Annotated in this window: 20 protein-coding genes; 5 read left to right on the plus strand and 15 right to left on the minus strand. The window is 40.3% G+C overall.

Annotated elements, in window-relative coordinates:
* Nucleotides 1-60: 60 nt before the first annotated feature.
* The 10 genes from JQ841_RS06745 to JQ841_RS06790 all read right to left on the minus strand — a co-directional run bounded on the left by JQ841_RS06745 (nucleotide 61) and on the right by JQ841_RS06790 (nucleotide 7,611).
* Nucleotides 61-771 (minus strand): ABC transporter ATP-binding protein, encoded by a 711-nt coding sequence (locus JQ841_RS06745; protein WP_000062200.1) that lies wholly within the window; start codon nucleotides 769-771, stop codon nucleotides 61-63.
* Nucleotides 771-1,535 carry an ABC transporter ATP-binding protein gene (locus tag JQ841_RS06750; RefSeq protein WP_001185997.1) on the minus strand — a complete coding sequence of 255 codons (765 nt, stop codon included), beginning with the start codon at nucleotides 1,533-1,535 and terminating at the stop codon, nucleotides 771-773. Before JQ841_RS06750 ends, JQ841_RS06745 begins: the two co-directional genes overlap by 1 nt.
* Entirely contained in the window at nucleotides 1,535-2,503 is a 969-nt protein-coding gene (locus tag JQ841_RS06755) for a branched-chain amino acid ABC transporter permease (protein WP_203180484.1), read from the minus strand. Before JQ841_RS06755 ends, JQ841_RS06750 begins: the two co-directional genes overlap by 1 nt.
* Nucleotides 2,504-2,506: 3 nt before the next feature.
* Nucleotides 2,507-3,376 carry a branched-chain amino acid ABC transporter permease gene (locus tag JQ841_RS06760; RefSeq protein ID WP_203180485.1) on the minus strand — a complete coding sequence of 290 codons (870 nt, stop codon included), beginning with the start codon at nucleotides 3,374-3,376 and terminating at the stop codon, nucleotides 2,507-2,509.
* A 116-nt stretch (nucleotides 3,377-3,492) separates the two neighbouring features.
* Nucleotides 3,493-4,653: an ABC transporter substrate-binding protein gene (locus JQ841_RS06765; RefSeq protein WP_203180486.1), complete on the minus strand. Its 1,161-nt coding sequence runs from the start codon at nucleotides 4,651-4,653 to the stop codon at nucleotides 3,493-3,495.
* A gap of 67 nt (nucleotides 4,654-4,720) precedes the next feature.
* Nucleotides 4,721-5,008, minus strand: coding sequence for a YlbG family protein (locus JQ841_RS06770; protein ID WP_000462118.1), 288 nt, complete (start codon nucleotides 5,006-5,008; stop codon nucleotides 4,721-4,723).
* Between the two features lie 78 nt (nucleotides 5,009-5,086).
* Complete coding sequence (clpP, locus tag JQ841_RS06775) at nucleotides 5,087-5,677, minus strand: ATP-dependent Clp protease proteolytic subunit ClpP (RefSeq protein WP_000613475.1); 591 nt, start codon at nucleotides 5,675-5,677, stop codon at nucleotides 5,087-5,089.
* Nucleotides 5,678-5,849: 172 nt separating this feature from the next.
* Complete coding sequence (gene upp, locus JQ841_RS06780; protein WP_000515974.1) at nucleotides 5,850-6,479, minus strand: uracil phosphoribosyltransferase; 630 nt, start codon at nucleotides 6,477-6,479, stop codon at nucleotides 5,850-5,852.
* Between the two features lie 88 nt (nucleotides 6,480-6,567).
* Nucleotides 6,568-7,035 carry a deoxycytidylate deaminase gene (locus JQ841_RS06785; protein WP_000136976.1) on the minus strand — a complete coding sequence of 156 codons (468 nt, stop codon included), beginning with the start codon at nucleotides 7,033-7,035 and terminating at the stop codon, nucleotides 6,568-6,570.
* Between the two features lie 18 nt (nucleotides 7,036-7,053).
* The gene (locus JQ841_RS06790; RefSeq protein WP_020903480.1) at nucleotides 7,054-7,611 is read right to left on the minus strand and encodes a TetR/AcrR family transcriptional regulator; all 558 of its coding nucleotides are present in this window, start codon (nucleotides 7,609-7,611) and stop codon (nucleotides 7,054-7,056) included.
* Nucleotides 7,612-7,735: 124 nt separating this feature from the next.
* Here JQ841_RS06790 and JQ841_RS06795 point away from each other — a divergent pair, with 124 nt between their 5' ends.
* The 3 genes from JQ841_RS06795 to JQ841_RS06805 are packed head-to-tail and all read left to right on the plus strand — an operon-like array spanning nucleotide 7,736 to nucleotide 10,381.
* Complete coding sequence (locus tag JQ841_RS06795; protein ID WP_020903481.1) at nucleotides 7,736-8,581, plus strand: DegV family protein; 846 nt, start codon at nucleotides 7,736-7,738, stop codon at nucleotides 8,579-8,581.
* A 57-nt stretch (nucleotides 8,582-8,638) separates the two neighbouring features.
* Entirely contained in the window at nucleotides 8,639-9,811 is a 1,173-nt protein-coding gene (gene aao / locus JQ841_RS06800) for an aminoacetone oxidase (RefSeq protein ID WP_203180487.1), read from the plus strand.
* Between the two features lie 48 nt (nucleotides 9,812-9,859).
* Nucleotides 9,860-10,381: a DUF1697 domain-containing protein gene (locus tag JQ841_RS06805; protein ID WP_203180488.1), complete on the plus strand. Its 522-nt coding sequence runs from the start codon at nucleotides 9,860-9,862 to the stop codon at nucleotides 10,379-10,381.
* A gap of 41 nt (nucleotides 10,382-10,422) precedes the next feature.
* Here JQ841_RS06805 and JQ841_RS06810 read toward each other — a convergent pair whose 3' ends face one another.
* Nucleotides 10,423-11,163, minus strand: a complete 741-nt coding sequence (locus JQ841_RS06810) for a MerR family transcriptional regulator (RefSeq protein WP_203180489.1) — start codon at nucleotides 11,161-11,163, stop codon at nucleotides 10,423-10,425.
* 235 nt (nucleotides 11,164-11,398) lie between these two features.
* Here JQ841_RS06810 and JQ841_RS06815 point away from each other — a divergent pair, with 235 nt between their 5' ends.
* Nucleotides 11,399-12,739 carry a sodium-dependent transporter gene (locus JQ841_RS06815; RefSeq protein ID WP_120718877.1) on the plus strand — a complete coding sequence of 447 codons (1,341 nt, stop codon included), beginning with the start codon at nucleotides 11,399-11,401 and terminating at the stop codon, nucleotides 12,737-12,739.
* 40 nt (nucleotides 12,740-12,779) lie between these two features.
* Here the strand turns inward: JQ841_RS06815 and manA are convergent, their stop codons facing one another.
* The 3 genes from manA to JQ841_RS06830 all read right to left on the minus strand — a co-directional run bounded on the left by manA (nucleotide 12,780) and on the right by JQ841_RS06830 (nucleotide 15,753).
* Complete coding sequence (gene manA / locus JQ841_RS06820) at nucleotides 12,780-13,724, minus strand: mannose-6-phosphate isomerase, class I (RefSeq protein ID WP_203180490.1); 945 nt, start codon at nucleotides 13,722-13,724, stop codon at nucleotides 12,780-12,782.
* Nucleotides 13,725-13,844: 120 nt separating this feature from the next.
* A complete protein-coding gene (locus JQ841_RS06825; protein WP_049487062.1) occupies nucleotides 13,845-15,284 on the minus strand; it encodes a 6-phospho-beta-glucosidase in 1,440 nt (479 codons plus the stop codon).
* 208 nt (nucleotides 15,285-15,492) lie between these two features.
* Nucleotides 15,493-15,753, minus strand: coding sequence for a SemiSWEET family transporter (locus tag JQ841_RS06830; protein ID WP_001291472.1), 261 nt, complete (start codon nucleotides 15,751-15,753; stop codon nucleotides 15,493-15,495).
* 326 nt (nucleotides 15,754-16,079) lie between these two features.
* Between JQ841_RS06830 and JQ841_RS06835 the strand changes: the two genes are divergently transcribed.
* A complete protein-coding gene (locus tag JQ841_RS06835) occupies nucleotides 16,080-16,424 on the plus strand; it encodes a lipopolysaccharide assembly protein LapA domain-containing protein (RefSeq protein ID WP_000913393.1) in 345 nt (114 codons plus the stop codon).
* Between the two features lie 165 nt (nucleotides 16,425-16,589).
* On the opposite strand, the gene JQ841_RS06840 is transcribed toward JQ841_RS06835, so the two are convergent.
* On the minus strand, nucleotides 16,590-16,937 hold the full coding sequence (locus JQ841_RS06840) for a VOC family protein (RefSeq protein ID WP_203180491.1): 348 nt from the start codon (nucleotides 16,935-16,937) through the stop codon (nucleotides 16,590-16,592).
* Nucleotides 16,938-16,986 lie beyond the last annotated feature (49 nt).

The raw sequence follows: 16,986 nt of genomic DNA on the forward strand, positions 1-16,986 counted from the left end.
CTATAATGATGATTGCTTCGCAATCTTTATTCGCCGACTAAAAAGGTCCCCCGGACCTTTTTAGCCACCTAGGTATGCTTTTCTGACTTCTTCTGATGATGCGAGTTCTTTTCCTGTTCCTGATAGAACGATTTTCCCTGTTTCCAATACATAGCCTCGGTCAGAGATTGCGAGTGCTTTATTGGCATTTTGTTCAATCAAGAGGACAGTTGTCCCTTGCTTCTGGATATCTTGAATGATATCAAAAATCTCTTGGATAAAGATTGGGGCAAGTCCCATTGATGGTTCATCTAAAAGAAGAAGTTTTGGTGTTGACATGAGGGCGCGTCCCATGGCAAGCATTTGTTGTTCTCCCCCTGAAAGAGTAGCTGCATCTTGGTTCTTCCGTTCTTCAAGACGTGGGAAGCGTGAGAAAACTTTCTTCAAATTAGCTTGATTTTCTTCACGATTTTTCTTTAAGAAAGCTCCCATTTCTAGATTTTCCATAACAGTCAAGCCAGGGAAGACGTGGCGTCCTTCTGGTACTTGTGAAAGACCACCTGCTACGATTTTCTGAGCTGGCATTTTTTGGATTTCTTGACCTAAAAATTCAATCTTTCCTGAACTTGGTCTAACCAAACCAGACAAGGTACGGAGAATGGTTGTCTTACCTGCACCATTGGCACCGATAAGGGAAACAACTTCTCCTTCATTCACTTCAAAGCTTACATCACGGACTGCTTGGATCATGCCATAATGCACAGAAAGATTATCAACTTTTAACATAGACATTAGGCTTCACCTCCTAGATAAGCTTCGATAACACGTTTATTGGTCTTAATTTCGTCTGGAGTTCCTTGAGCAATCAAACGACCGTATTCAAGTACGTAGATACGTTCTGTTACTTCCATGACCAGATTCATATCGTGTTCAATCAGCATGATCGTAATCTTAAATTCATCTTTGATACGACGAATTAACTCAGTCAATTCTGCTGTTTCCTGCGGATTCATACCTGCAGCTGGTTCATCTAAAAAGAGAATTTTAGGTTCCGTAGCGAGGGCACGAACAATTTCTAAACGACGTTGTTGTCCGTAGGCAAGATTTTTAGCAAGAGTTTCTGCATCACCATCTAAATCAAAGATTTTCAACAATTCCAAAGCCTTAGCCTTTAATTCTTTTTCACTCTTATAAAAAGCTGGTAAGCGTAAGAAACTAGCAAAAACATGTTGTTTGTGATGGTTGCCAAAAGCAATCAAAACATTATCCAAAACTGTTAAATCTTTAAAGAGACGGATATTTTGGAATGTACGTCCAAGTCCCAAAGAAGCAATCTTATAAGGTGACTTTCCATTCAAAAGGTGACCATCTAGGGTTACTGTTCCCTCACTTGGTTCATAAACACCCGTCAAGAGGTTGAAAAGGGTGGTTTTCCCAGCTCCGTTTGGACCGATTAGTCCAACCAATTCCCCTTCGTTCAATTCAAGAGTCACATCTCCAACAGCTGTTAGACCGCCAAAATGTTTGGTTAACTGTTTTACTTCAAGTAATGCCATTAGTTTTGTTCCTCCTTCTTAGATTTTTTAAAGAAACGTGATAGGCTCAATTCCCATGTTCCAAGAAGTCCGCCTGGTCTGAAAATCATTACCAATACCAAAGCCAAAGCGTAGATAATCATACGCACGCTAGCAACATCTTGGAGAAGCATATTCAAAATTCCCAGAACAATAGCTGAAACGATTGCACCTGTAATGGAACCAAGTCCACCAAATACAACAATAATCAAAACATTGATTGAGTTGATGAAAGTGTAATCTTTCGGTACAACTGAACCGATAAATCCTGCCTGAAGTGACCCTGCAATACTTGCAGTAATAGCACCAAAGACAAAGGCGATGATTTTAATTTTAGTCGTATTAACTCCAACTGACTCAGCAGCGATTTCATCCTCACGAACGGAGAGGGTTGAACGACCAATTGGACTACGCAAGAAGTTCAAGGTTGCAATGGTTGTAATCACGACAAAGAAGTATACCATTTGCCAAGTTGTAAAGTTAGGAATTCCCAAGATACCTGCTGCACCATTTGTAAGGCTTCCACCATTTATGATAAAGATACGGATAATTTCAGAAACACCAAGAGTCGCTACCGCAAGATAGTCCCCCTTCAAGCGTAAGGTTGGAATTCCGACAAGCAAGGCAACTGCTCCTGAAAGCAAAGCACCTATCAGCATAGCTCCAAAGAAGGCACCGTAGGTTGGTGATTTAGAACCAATAATAGCTGCTGCATAGGCACCAATCGCCATGAAACCAGCATGCCCAAGTGAAAATTGTCCTGAAAAACCAACGATTAAGTTAAGACCAACTGCCAGAATAATATTAATTCCAATTTGTTGTAAAATCTGTACATAGAATAGGTTGAGTACTCCGACTGAAACCAGTACACTAATCAAGCCATAGCCAGCTAACAAAAGGAGTAACCATAGAATATTAACTTTTAAATTAACTTTTAAATTTTCTTTCATCGCTTACACCTTCTCTTTCACATTTTTACCAAGGATACCAGCTGGACGGACAATCAAGATCAACAACAAGATTCCATAAACAATGGCATCACGGAAGTCTGACATTCCAAAGGCTGTCGCAAAGGTTTCCAATAGACCAATCACAAAGCCACCAAGAGCCGCACCAGGAATGATTCCGATACCACCAAGTACGGCGGCAACGAAAGACTTAAGACCTGGAGTAACCCCCATCAAAGGCTCAAGAGAGTTATAATAGAGGGCAATCAGAACACCAGCCGCACCCGCAAGAGCTGAACCTAAAGCAAAGGTAAAGCTGATAGTACGGTTTACATTGATCCCCATCAATTGCGCTGCATCACTATCTACGGATACTGCACGCATGGCTTTACCCATTTTTGTCTTTTGAACAATGACTTGTAACAAAATCATCAAAATCAAGGAAATGGCCAAAATCATTAACTGTACATTCGTTAAGCTAATTGGTCCCAGATCATAACGAACTGTTTGAATCGCTTGAGGGAAGGCACGGGTATTGGCACCAACCAGGTAGACCATCCCATATTCCAATAGGAAAGAAACCCCAATAGCCGTAATCAAAACAGCAATACGAGTAGAGTGGCGCAAAGGTCGGTAAGCAAGAAACTCAATCACGACACCAAGGATGGCTGTCGCTATCATAGCTACAATAAGCGCTACAAAGAAATTCATTTGGAAAGAATTAATCAAGAAATAACCGATAAAGGCTCCCATCATATAAATATCACCGTGTGCGAAGTTGATGAGCTTGATAATTCCGTAAACCATGGTATATCCTAGGGCTAACAGCGCATAAACACTACCTAGAATCAAACCATTTACTAGTTGTTGGAGCATAAAATTCACTCTTTCTATATATAATTTCGAGGGTTTCCCCTCACTTTTTGATAGGTTCTTAAACATCGAAACAGGGAGTGAGTCAGAGGCTCATTCCCTATTTCAACATTTTTCTATTATGGTTTTACAACTTCTGCTGCTTCAACCTTACCATTATTCATGGTCATCATGTAAGCTGTTTTGACTGTGTTGTGGTCCGCATCGAAGCTTGTTTGACCAGTTACACCTTCAAAGTCTTTTGTTTTAGCAAGGTTGTCCTTAATCTCACCTGAGTTTTTAGCACCTTTTGCTGCGTTTGCTACAAGGTGAACTGAATCATAAGCCAAGGCTGCAAATGTTGAAGGCTCTTCATTGTACTTAGCACGGTAAGCGTCCAGGAAGGCTTTTGCTTTAGCTGAAACTTCTACAGTAGTTGAGAAGCCTGAGATAAAGTAGATGTTTGATGCTTTTTCAGGAGTTGCTTGTTGTACAAACTCTTCACCGTTGAATCCATCACCACCAACGATTGGCTTGTCAATTCCCATACCACGCGCTTGGTTTACAATTTTACCGGCTTCAGTGTAGTAACCAGGAACAATGATAGCATCAAAGTCTTTCCCTTTCATTTTTGTAAGGGCTGCTTGGAAGTCTGTGTCACCTGCTACGAAAGTTTCATCTGCAACGATTTCACCTTTGTAAGCTTCACGGAAGGCTTTAGCAATACCTTTAGCATAGTCGCTGGCATTGTCAGTGTAAAGAACAACTTTCTTAGCGTTTAATTTTTCAGTAACATAGTTTGAGATAATTTTTCCTTGGAAGCTATCTTGGAATGTTCCGATAAAGAGGTAATCTTGACCTTTAGTCAATCCATCTTGAGTCGCACTTGGCGAAATCAATGGAACACCTGCTTTTGTAGCGTTAGCTACAGCAGCTGCAGTTGCACCAGATGTCGCAGGTCCTACGATTGCTGATACCTTAGATTGGGTTACTAGGTTAGTTGTTACTGAAGCCGCCTCAGCAGTTTCAGATTTATTATCTTTATCAACTACTTCGATTTGTTTTCCGTCGATACCACCTGCTGCATTGATTTCATCAACGGCAAGTTGGGCACCTTTTTGTTCAGATGTTCCGTAGGCAGCTACGGCACCAGTTTCTTCGAAGTTAAATCCAATTTTGATTGTCTTTTCCTCTACTGAGTTACCAGCAGCGTTTGACGCTCCAGACTTCACTTCTCCACAGGCTGCAAGAAGTGCTACACTTGCAAGCGCCACAAACGATAGGGCAAATTTTTTCTTCATCTTTTTTTGTCTCCTTATTTCTTAAATAAATAGCATGTTAAGAATATACCGAATTATCAGAAAATTGTCAACACTTTTCTTGAACTTTTTCGATGATAACGTTTTCCTCTCGATGAAGATTGCCCACAAAGGGTGTTTCCAGCTCTTGGATATGACAAACCCTGACTTTTTTTATAAACTTTTCCTTGCCCAAGCGCCCGACCAATTGCTCCATTTCTTGAGTTGGAACATAGAGTTGTAAGTAACGATGTTTCTTGGAATGATAGGTAATATCTCCATAATCCTGCAATTTTTTGGCATCACGATTATAGTAAAGATAGATAATCAAGCCAGATCGATTGACTTTTTCAAACATGATAAATCCTCTTTCTAAGAAATCTCTCCCTATTATACCAAAAAAAGCAAACCCAGTCGAGTTTGCCTTCTTTGATCATTAATTCAATGAATTGTTGGCCATGATTTCATCAATAAAGCCATATTCAAGTGTTTCTTGGGCACTCATCCAGTTATCGCGTTCTGCATCTGCGTGAACTTTTTCGATTGACTGACCTGAATTTTCAGCCAAGATTTTTTCCAAGGTATTACGAGTTTTAAGCAAGTGTTCTGCAGCGATCGCCATATCGGTTTGCTGAGTACCTCCACCTGTACCACCCATTGGTTGGTGGATCATATACTCTGCATTTGGAAGCATGAAACGTTTGCCTTTTGCTCCACTTGATGCAATGACCGTCCCCATAGATGCTGCCATTCCCATAACAATGGTTTGGACATCTGCCTTGATAAAGTTCATGGTATCAACGATTGCCAAACCAGCTGAAACGGAACCACCAGGTGTATTTACATAAAGGTAAATATCCTTTGTACTATCTTGGGCATCCAAGAAAAGCAACTGGGCAATAACAGAGTTGGCCATATTGTCTTCAACTGGGCCTGTCAGCATAATGATGCGGTCTTTAAGAAGACGTGAGTAAATATCGTAGGAACGTTCCCCACGGCTTGTTTGTTCAATAACTACAGGAATCATTTATTTCTCCTTTTGAGTTTTAATTTTATTGGTCAAATGACTGAAGATAAGACTATTATAATATCTTGGTCAAAAAAGGTCAAATTTTTGCTCTGTTTTCATTAGACAGAAACAAAAATTCAACCTCCTTTCGTGACTGGAAATCCTTTTCCAAGTCAATCTCTTTTTTATTTTATTTTGTACCGAACAAGCGGTCCCCAGCATCTCCAAGACCTGGAACGATATAACCGTGTTCGTTCAAGCGTTCATCCAAGGCTGCTGTAAAGATTTCTACATCTGGATGAGCTTCTTGAAGGGCTTTAACACCTTCTGGAGCAGATACAAGGCAGACAAATTTGATATTTGATGCGCCACGTTTTTTAAGAGAATCAACAGCCAAGATTGCTGAGCCACCTGTTGCCAACATTGGGTCTACCACAAAAATTTGACGTTGGTCAATATCTTCAGGTAATTTCACCAAGTACTCAACTGGTTGAAGCGTTTCTTCATCACGGTACATACCAATGTGGCCAACTTTAGCAGCTGGAACTAAGCTCAAGAGCCCATCGACCATCCCGATACCTGCACGCAAGATTGGAACGATGGCTAATTTCTTACCTGCCAATTGTTTTTGAACTGTTTTTGTGATTGGTGTTTCGATTTCCACATCTTCTAGTGGAAGATCACGAAGTACTTCATACCCCATCAACATTGCAATCTCATCTACTAGCTCACGAAAAGCTTTTGTAGAAGTATCTGTACGACGCAAGATTGACAATTTGTGTTGAATCAGTGGATGATTAATAACTTCAATTTTTCCCATTTTTGGAATTCCTTCTTTCAATTTATTCTTCTTATTATACCAAAAAACGGTTTAAAAATCTTTCTAAACCATTTATTTTTGATAATTTTTACATTAGATCAGCCTCTTTAAGAGCTGTCTGTACTGTCTCAAGTGGTAAATGGGTCAATTCTGTTCCCTTTTCTTGATAAAGATATTGGGCATAGTCGTCCATTCGGTACTGATTAATATAAACCACACGCTTACAACCGACCTGAAGCAATTGTTTGGTACAATTCAGACAAGGAAAATGGGTTACATATGCTGTAAAACCTTTGGGAACCCCACGTTCTGCACCTTGAAGGATAGCATTGACCTCAGCGTGAAGGGTGCGAACACAGTGTCCTTCAATGACTAGACATTCGTGGTCAATACAATGCTCAGTCCCTGACACCGAACCATTATAACCAGTGGAAATAACTTTATTATCCTTTACCAAAATTGCGCCCACTTTGGCACGTTTACAAGTGGAACGATTGGCAATTAGTAAGGCTTGGGCTGCAAAATACTCATCCCATGCTAGTCTTTTTTCAGTCATATCTCTTCTCCTTTTTCTCTATTTTTTAAAAAATGGTAAACCTAAATCTGCAATCTTTTCAGCTGGTACCTTCATGCCATCCTTGATCCATTTTAGAAGGACAGAAACGATGGCCGAGCTCCAAAAGGAATGAAGATAAGAGCTGACACCTTTTGATTTCCCATGGTATTTTTCTAAAAATTCCTGCATGGCTTGGACAAAGATTTTTTCCAGATGGTAATCCAAGGCCAATTGAATCACTCTGGCTTCCTTTCTGGCCTCTCGGAAAAGGTGAACCCAGACCAGATAAAGGTCTGTCTTTAAATCATAATGATGCAACTGTTCCATAATATTGTGGACAGTTCGTTTAAAGACGCTTTCTAAAATCTCCTCTTTGGAATCATAATTACGGTAAAAGGCTGCACGAGAAACGCCTGCACGTTTGACCAATTCAGAAATACTAATCCTGGTCAGGTCCTTTTTTTCCAAGAGCTGCAAGAGGGCTGTTTCGATGGCTTCTCTAGTTAATAAATTGGATTCTTGGTTTGATTTTCTGAGATTTTCAAGAGACTTTTCAGAGATTCTACGTTCAGACATAACATTTTCTTTCTACTTGTCACAACAGACGGATGAGGCTTTTGTTTCAAGGGCTTTCATGATATAATTGTAAAAAAAGACAGAACCTTTGTCAATGTATAACTGACAAAGATGGAGAATTTCTATGACTTGGAAGATTATTGCTGACTCTGGTTGTGATTATCGTCAGCTGGCAACACCAGCTATTGACTCGACCTTTGTAAGTGTCCCCTTAACCATTCAAGTAGCTGATCAGGTCTTTGTTGATGATGCCAGTCTTGACATTGACCAAATGATGGAAACCATGTATGCAACTGCAGAAGCTTCAAAATCAGCTTGTCCAAGCCCAGATGATTATTTGCGAGCATTTGAAGGAGCCAAAAACATTTTCCTAGTAACCATCACTGGTACTCTTTCTGGAAGCCACAATAGTGCTCAACTAGCAAAAAATATTTATCTGGAAGAACATCCTGATACTAAAATTCATATAATTGATAGTTTGTCTGCTGGTGGGGAAGTTGACTTGCTCGTAGAAAAATTGAATGACTTGATCGACCAAGGCTTATCTTTTGAAGAAGTGGTTGAATCTATCACTGCCTATCAAGAAAAAACCAAGTTACTTTTTGTCCTAGCTAAAGTTGATAACTTGGTGAAGAACGGCCGTTTGAGCAAGCTTATCGGTACGGTCGTTGGCCTTCTCAATATCCGTATGGTCGGAGAAGCTAGTGAAACTGGAACTCTCGAATTGCTACAAAAAGCACGAGGACCAAAGAAATCAGTTCAAGCTGCCTATGATGAAATCATTAAAGCTGGATATGCTGGTGGTCGTATTGTCATGGCTCAACGCAATAACGAGAAATGTTGCCAACAGCTTTCAGACCGAATACGTAAAACCTTCCCACAGGCGGATATTAAAATTCTCCCAACATCTGGTCTCTGCAGTTTTTATGCAGAAGATGGTGGTTTGCTGATGGGGTATGAAATTGATTAATTGCATTCTTGACAAGAGGTGACTTCATCTCTTGTTTTTTTGTGGTACAATAGAGCTATGAAACATTTTGATACTATCGTCATTGGTGGAGGTCCTGCTGGTATGATGGCTACGATTTCCAGTAGCTTTTATGGACAGAAAACCCTCCTCATCGAAAAAAATCGGAAACTTGGAAAAAAATTAGCTGGTACTGGTGGGGGACGTTGCAATGTAACCAACAACGGAACTCTAGATGACCTACTAGCTGGCATCCCTGGAAATGGGCGCTTTCTCTACAGTGTCTTCTCCCAATTTGATAACCATGATATCATTAATTTTTTTACAGAAAATGGTGTTAAACTTAAGGTCGAAGACCACGGACGCGTCTTTCCTGCTAGTGACAAGTCTCGGACCATTATCGAGGCCTTGGAAAAGAAAATCACTGAACTCGGTGGTCGAGTTGCTACTAAAACGGAGATTGTTTCGGTTAAAAAGATAGACGACCAGTTTGTCCTTAAGTCCGCAGACCAAACCTTCACTTGTGAGAAACTCATTGTCACAACTGGTGGGAAATCCTATCCCTCTACTGGTTCGACTGGTTTTGGTCACGAGATTGCCCGTCATTTTAAGCATACCATTACCGATCTTGAAGCCGCTGAAAGTCCTTTGTTGACAGATTTTCCACACAAGGCCTTGCAAGGAATTTCATTGGACGATGTGACCCTAAGCTATGGTAAGCATGTCATCACTCACGATTTGCTCTTTACCCACTTTGGTTTGTCTGGCCCTGCTGCTCTGCGTATGTCTAGCTTTGTAAAGGGAGGGGAGGTTCTCTCGCTAGATGTTTTGCCTCAACTATCTGAGAAGAACTTGGCTACATTTCTAGAAGAAAATCGGGAAAAATCCTTGAAAAATGCTTTAAAAACTTTGCTTCCAGAACGCTTAGCCGAATTTTTTGTGCAAGGCTATCCTGAAAAAGTCAAACAACTGACTGAAAAGGAACGTGAACAACTTCTCCAATCTATCAAAGCGCTCAAAATCCCTGTGACTGGCAAAATGTCCCTGGCCAAGTCCTTCGTCACCAAGGGTGGCGTCAGTCTCAAGGAAATCAATCCTAAAACTCTAGAAAGTAAGCTGGTCTCTGGCCTCCACTTTGCGGGCGAGGTACTGGATATCAATGCCCACACAGGTGGGTTTAACATCACTTCTGCCCTCTGTACCGGCTGGGTGGCGGGATCAAACCCAATCTAAATCTAAATTATTCAATGGCTAAATCAACCCAAAAAGAAAGGAAGTCCTTTGGAACATATTATCTTGTTAAGGGGAGTGACTCCTAATGGAAAAAATGCTATCCCTAAAATGTCTTATCTAGTAGATATCTTGACAGAAGCTGGTTTTCAACAAGTTCGAACTTATATTCAAAGTGGAAATATTATTCTTGAAAGTGACTTAACCCTAGAAGAAATACGAGAACAGGTTCATACTCTAATAAAGGAAAAAATTGGTGCTGACTTAAAAATGGTCATCAAGAACAAAAGTGATTTTAAAAAAATTGTCCAAGAAAACCCGTTTGGAGAAGACTATCTTTATGACCGTATACACGTGATTTTTTATCAAGAATCTATTCAAAGTCTCCCTTTAGAAAAATTGAAAATTGATTACGGTGAAGAAGAAATTTGTATTGGTAACTATTGTCTTTACCTCTATCTCCCTAGAACTGCAAAACACAAAAAGCTCCATACCAACTATCTTGAAAAGCTTTTTAATGTAGATTTGACCATGCGAAAACTAAATGTGGTAGAAAAATTATTAAGCAAATAGTGCTTGAATTTAGTAAAAATCGGAAGAATGCTCCTCCGATTTTATTTTGTCTGAGTTTGGACATAATAGGCAATGACATCTGATGTGTACTGGGCTGTTCCAGGTCCAAATTTGTCAATCTTTTCCTTAAATTCTGGGTTGTAGACGTAGCCTTTACCGATATAACCAAATACCTCAATAGAGCAGTCAAATCCATAAGTACGGATGGCTTGCAAGAGTTTAGTGGCTTCTTCTTGATTTTCGGTTGCTGTTACAGGTAGACCAGCTTGAAGATTTTGTGCCAAAGCTTGAAAAACTTGGTTGAAGGCAGCTGTAGCCTCGTCTTCGTGACCTTTTTGGCGCTCCAGCGCTTGGTCCATGACTTCTTGTCCATATTTCTCTACCGCCTCTTGGTGGTATTTTTGATGGTCTTGGTAGTTAAATCCAGCAAATTTCTCTTGAATGCTCATTTCTCTTTCTCCTTTTTGTTCTTTAATGGTTTTTTGCAAGGTTGAAATCAAGGTATCCAGATGTTCCCTTTCTCGAGTCAAATAGTCCAACTGTCTGGTCAGATGGGGCAATAAATCTGTCCTTTCTTCCTTTAATAGCTCTGCTATTTTTTCTAAAGAAAAACCTAGATATTTGTAATAAAGAATGACCTGAAGTCGCTCCAAATCCTCCTGACTGTATGTTCGATAGCCGTTTTCCGACTTTAAAGGAACCAAAAGCCCTATCTTATCGTAGTGGTGCAGGGTCTTGACAGAGACACCCGAAAGCTGCGCAGCTTCTTTTATATGGTACATGATTTCCTCCTTACAATGATAGTATAACCCCTACCCTTAGGTCAGAGTCAAGCGTTTTTGCGAAATTTTTTTACTTTATCATAACATGAAAATGGTTTTCTTGACAGACCTTAGAAAACATGATAGGATAGTCAAGTCTATCAATCAAAAGAAAGGCTCATTTTGAGTACTTATGAGGCTATTTGCCAAGGGCAGTAGCTTTTTCTTTTGTAATACTAATTTTAGGAGTTTAACTATGTCTGAAAAATCGCAATGGGGTTCTAAACTGGGCTTTATCCTAGCATCTGCTGGTTCAGCCATCGGACTTGGAGCCGTTTGGAAATTTCCTTATATGACTGCTGCTAACGGTGGAGGAGGCTTTTTACTAGTCTTTCTCATCTCCACTATTCTAATCGGTTTTCCCCTTTTGCTAGCTGAGTTTGCCCTCGGCCGAAGTGCTGGTGTCTCAGCTATCAAAACCTTTGGAAAACTAGGAAAGAATAGCAAGTACAACTTTATCGGTTGGATTGGTGCCTTTGCCCTTTTTATCCTTTTATCGTTTTACAGTGTTATTGGTGGCTGGATTTTAGTCTATCTAGGCATTGAGTTTGGAAAATTGTTCCAACTTGGTGGAACGGGTGATTATGCTCAGTTATTTACTTCAATCATTTCAAATCCAGCCATTGCCCTAGGAGCTCAAGCAGCCTTTATCCTATTGAATATCTTCATTGTATCACGTGGGGTTCAAAAAGGGATTGAAAGAGCTTCGAAAGTCATGATGCCCCTGCTCTTTATCATCTTTGTTGTCATCATTGGGCGCTCTCTCAGTTTGCCAAATGCCATGGAAGGGGTTCTTTACTTCCTAAAACCAGACTTCTCTAAGCTGACAAGTGCTGGTCTCCTCTATGCTCTGGGACAATCTTTCTTTGCCCTCTCACTAGGGGTTACAGCCATGCTGACCTATGCTTCTTATTTGGACAAAAAAACCAATCTAGTCCAGTCAGGGATTTCCATCGTAGTCATGAATATTTCAGTATCTATCATGGCGGGTCTAGCCATTTTCCCAGCCATGTCAGCCTTCAATATCCAATCTGAAGGGGGACCGAGCCTGCTCTTTATCGTCTTGCCTCAGCTCTTTGACAAGATGCCTTTTGGAACCATTTTCTACATCCTCTTCCTCATGCTCTTCCTCTTTGCGACGGTCACTTCTTCTGTCGTTATGTTGGAAATCAATGTAGGCAATATCACCAATCAGGACAACAGCAAGCGTGCCAAATGGAGTGTTATTTTAGGAATTTTGACCTTTGTCTTTGGAATCCCTTCAGCCCTATCTTACAGTATTATGGCAGATGTTCATATTTTTGGGAAGACCTTCTTTGATGCTATGGACTTCTTGGTTTCCAATCTCCTTATGCCATTTGGAGCTCTCTGCCTTTCACTTTTTACAGGCTATATCTTTAAAAAGGCTCTTGCAATGGAGGAACTCCATCTTGATGAAACAGCATGGAAACAGGGACTGTTCCAAGTCTGGCTCTTCCTTCTTCGTTTCATCATTCCAATCATCATCATCGTGGTCTTCATCGCCCAATTTATGTAATCAAAAAGGACTTGAGTAGTAAACTCAGGCCCTTTCTTTTTTATGGATGGCTAACAATCAATTCCAGACCTTGCCCTTCCAATGTCCAAGCTTCAACATCACTTGGTAGGATAAAGTGGCTACCTTTTTGGATTGGATAATTTTTCCCGTCAACAGTTAGTTGACCTTGACCAGCCAAGACACTGAATAAGCTGTAGTCAGCTGTCTTTTCGAAGTCAACTTTTCCAGTAATTTCCCACTTGTAAACTGCAAAGAAATCATTGGATACAAGGAGAGTGGAACGTAAATCATCTGCTTTGATAGTTACAGGACGGCTATTGGCAGGCTCGCCAATATTCAAGACATCGATAGATTTTTCAAGGTGAAGTTCACGCAAGTTGCCATTATCATCCTTACGGTCAAAGTCATAGACACGGTAAGTGGTATCGCTAGATTGCTGAGTTTCAAGAATCAAAATTCCTGCCCCGATAGCATGCATGGTGCCACTTGGCACATAGAAGAAATCTCCAGCCTTAACAGGAACTTTTGTCAGCAAGTCCTCCCAGTTTTTATCCTCGATTTGCTGGCGGAGTTCTTCTTTTGACTTAGCATTGTGACCGTAGATAATCTCTGAACCTTCATCCGCTGCGATAATGTACCAGCATTCTGTTTTTCCAAGTTCGCCTTCATGCTCCAGTCCATAAGCATCATCTGGGTGAACTTGGACGCTGAGCCAGTCGTTGGCATCCAGAATCTTAGTCAAAAGCGGAAATACAGGTTCTGGACGATTGCCAAACAATTCACGGTGTTCTGCATACAAAGTAGCTAGGTCTGTTCCCTCGTAACGACCATTGGAAACTTTAGAGACTCCATTTGGATGAGCTGAGATGGCCCAGTATTCTCCGATTTTTTCACTTGGGATGTCGTAGCCAAACTCATCACGTAGCTTGGTTCCACCCCAGATTTTTTCTTGCATAACTGATTGTAAAAATAATGGTTCTGACATCTTATTCTCCTGTCTGATTTTTCTCCCCTCATTATAGCAAAAAGCCAGGTCTAATTGAACTCTTTTTCCTATTATATAAAGTAGAGAGAAGATTTTATAAAAATAGTGAACAAATGTGCTCTACTCAATACTTGCACCATTGCTGGCAATGACATCCTTGTACCAGTAGAAGGATTTCTTCTTGCTCCGTTTGAGACTTCCTTGACTCGCATTATCTCGATCCACATAGATAAAGCCATAGCGCTTGTTCATTTCGCCCGTTCCAGCTGAAACCAAATCGATACATCCCCAAGTCGTATAACCGAGCAAGTCAACCCCATCTTGGTAAATGGCATCTCGCATAGCCTTGATGTGGGCCTCTAAATAAGCAATTCGATAGTCATCCGCTACATAGCCATTTTCATCTGGCGTGTCTATAACACCGAGTCCATTTTCTACGATGAACATAGGTTTTTGGTAACGATCCCAGATGGCATTGAGGGTGATACGAAGTCCCAATGGGTCAATCTGCCAACCCCATTCAGAGGATTCCAGATAAGGATTTTTGATAGAGGCAAAGACATTTCCAGCGGTCATATTCCTCACTTCTGGATCCCCTGAGGCCACTCGGCTCGCATAGTAAGAGAAGGAAACAAAGTCAACAGTATGATTCTTCAACAAGTCCAAATCCTCTAACGTCATTTGAATCTTAATTCCCTCACGCTCCCACTGCTTCTTTGCGTAATTTGGGTATTCCCCACGCGCTTGAACATCAATGAAGAAGTAACTCTTGCGGTCTTCCTCCATGGCTGCCCAGTAGTCTCTTGGATGGGCTGTGTTAGGATAGTATTGCCCTGCAGCCAACATACATCCCACCTTATTTTCTGGGTCAATTTCGTGGGCAATCTTTGTCGCAAGAGCTGAAGCTACCAACTCATAGTGTGCAGCCTGATATTTAACCAGTTCTTGATTTTCTCCTTCTTCAAAACAGAGCCCAGCTCCCATAAAGGGGGCATGGAGAATCATGTTGATTTCGTTGAAGGTAAGCCAATATTTGACCAAACCCTTATAGCGGGTAAAGAGTGTGCGACAAAGTTTTTCATAGAAGTCTAACATCCGACGATTGCGCCAACCACCGTACTCTGTAATCAAGTGCATAGGACAGTCGAAATGAGTGATAGTCACCAGAGGTTGGATACCATACTTGTGGCACTCCTTAAATAAATCCTCATAAAAGGCTAGACCAGCTTCATTTGGCACTGTTTCGTCGCCCTTAGGAAAAATCCGAGTCCAAGCAATGGATAGACGATAAGTCTTAAAGCCCATTTCCGCAAAAAGGGCAATATCTTCCTTGTAATGATGGTACATATCAATAGCTTGCTTGGCTGGGTAAAAATAGCCCTCCTCAAACGAAAACATCTTTTTCTGACCTGTGATAATGGCTTCACGATCTGGACCGATGGGGACGACATCCACATTCGCCAATCCACGACCTTCTAAATTATAAGCACCCTCACACTGGTTGGCAGCTGTCGCTCCGCCCCACAAGAAACCATCCGGAAAAGTCAGTTTTTCGGTCATAACTCTACTCACTTTCTTATTTGCTTGTTCATTTACTTATATTATAACTTATTCTGTAAACCTTTTCTTATAAAATACTGTGACATACTGATACTATTCTACTATTTAAGTTTATCAGATTGTTTTTTAAAAAATTATCCTCTAGAAAAAGTAAATAGCCTCCCCTGAAACAAAAAAGAAGACTGAAAACTAGTCTCCTCTGTTCCTTTTAAATCAAAGCTGTAATAACCGTCACTAGGCCAAAAATAATACCTGGTGCATTAGCTGCTGCAAGGGGGATATCTCTTTCTTTTTTGAAAAGACCGTAGTAAACCCAGAGACTACAGTTGATGGCAGCAACCAAGGGCTGGATGAAATTTCCTTTTTGACCAGCCAGATTGTTCATGATTTGTGGGAAGTAAGACACATACATCATAACAGACATAAAGGTCGCTACCCAACCTAAAATTTTCATTTGTTTTTCAGACATTTTCAAAACCTCTTTCATTTTTACTGAATCTTATTTTAAAATATTCTTTCAAAACAATCAAGTCTTTAAAACTTTTGTTATAAAGATATAAACTATCACAATCTTGTTATAAGAAAGAGGGAACAGAAAAAAGACCGAATTGCTCCGTTCTGTTTACTCAATCAAATATTAGAAAATGAATACTCCTTTTCAATGAATCGATTGATTGATGGTAAATAAGCCGTTAGAAATTATTGACAGTATCGAAATTTTCTAGTAAAATGAATTTTGTTAATACCTAAATGGTGTGTAGTTTTCTATCAACATAGTCAGGAGAAAAGGAACTTATGCTAAAAAAATTTAATGAATTGTCACTGAAAGATAAGGCTTATCTAATTGGCGGTTTGAGCTTATTAGTCATTGTGATCTCATTTGGTCTACTCAATCGTCAAACAGTAACTGTCAGTCTTGTCTTTACACAACTATCTGCTCCCTTGATTTTGGTGATTTTTACTTGTCTAGTAATCGGGATCATTGCTGGTAGTGCTATTGGTATTAGCTATCACCATAACAAGACTCAAGATCTGAGAAGCCGCATTGCTGAAGCAGAAGCGACTATCAATATAAAAGACAGGGAGCTTGTCCAGTACGAGGAACAGGTGCAACAATTAAAACAGGAAGCCAAACAATAAGTGTAGAAATCATAACCACCCGTGAAAACGGGTGGTTTTTTGTCTCGCACCTAACGGAGCGAGACGGACTGAAAGTCGCATAAATACAAAAAAGATCGAATTGCTCCGATCTTTTTAAGTTTCACTCCAAGAATGTTTAGATAAAAAATTTGATAATAGAATTACCTACTTCATACGATAAAAATCAATCACTAGACCAGCAGAACCTTTAACTAATAAGGACTCTGTTCCCCAATCCGTTTCACAAATACCGTGTAAAATCTCGACACTGATCTCTTTTAAACGTTGGTAATTCTGATTTAGATCCTCAACCTCGATATGAAGAATGATTCCTGACTGAAAATCTTCCAAAGGAATCAAATGATTTTGGGACAACATCAGACAGTGACTGCCAATCGTAAACTGAGCAAAACCTTTGTCAACATAGTCTGCCTGTTTATCCAAAATACGCTCCAAGTCAGCACAGACTTGGGGAACATCTGAAACGATAATATCTAATTGATTTAAATTCATTTACTATCCTCCAGAAAAAGACCGGATTGCTCCGATCTTTTCAAGTTTC

It is taken from the genome of Streptococcus mitis (assembly GCF_905187535.1).
Classification (GTDB): Bacteria; Bacillota; Bacilli; order Lactobacillales; family Streptococcaceae; genus Streptococcus; species Streptococcus mitis_BS.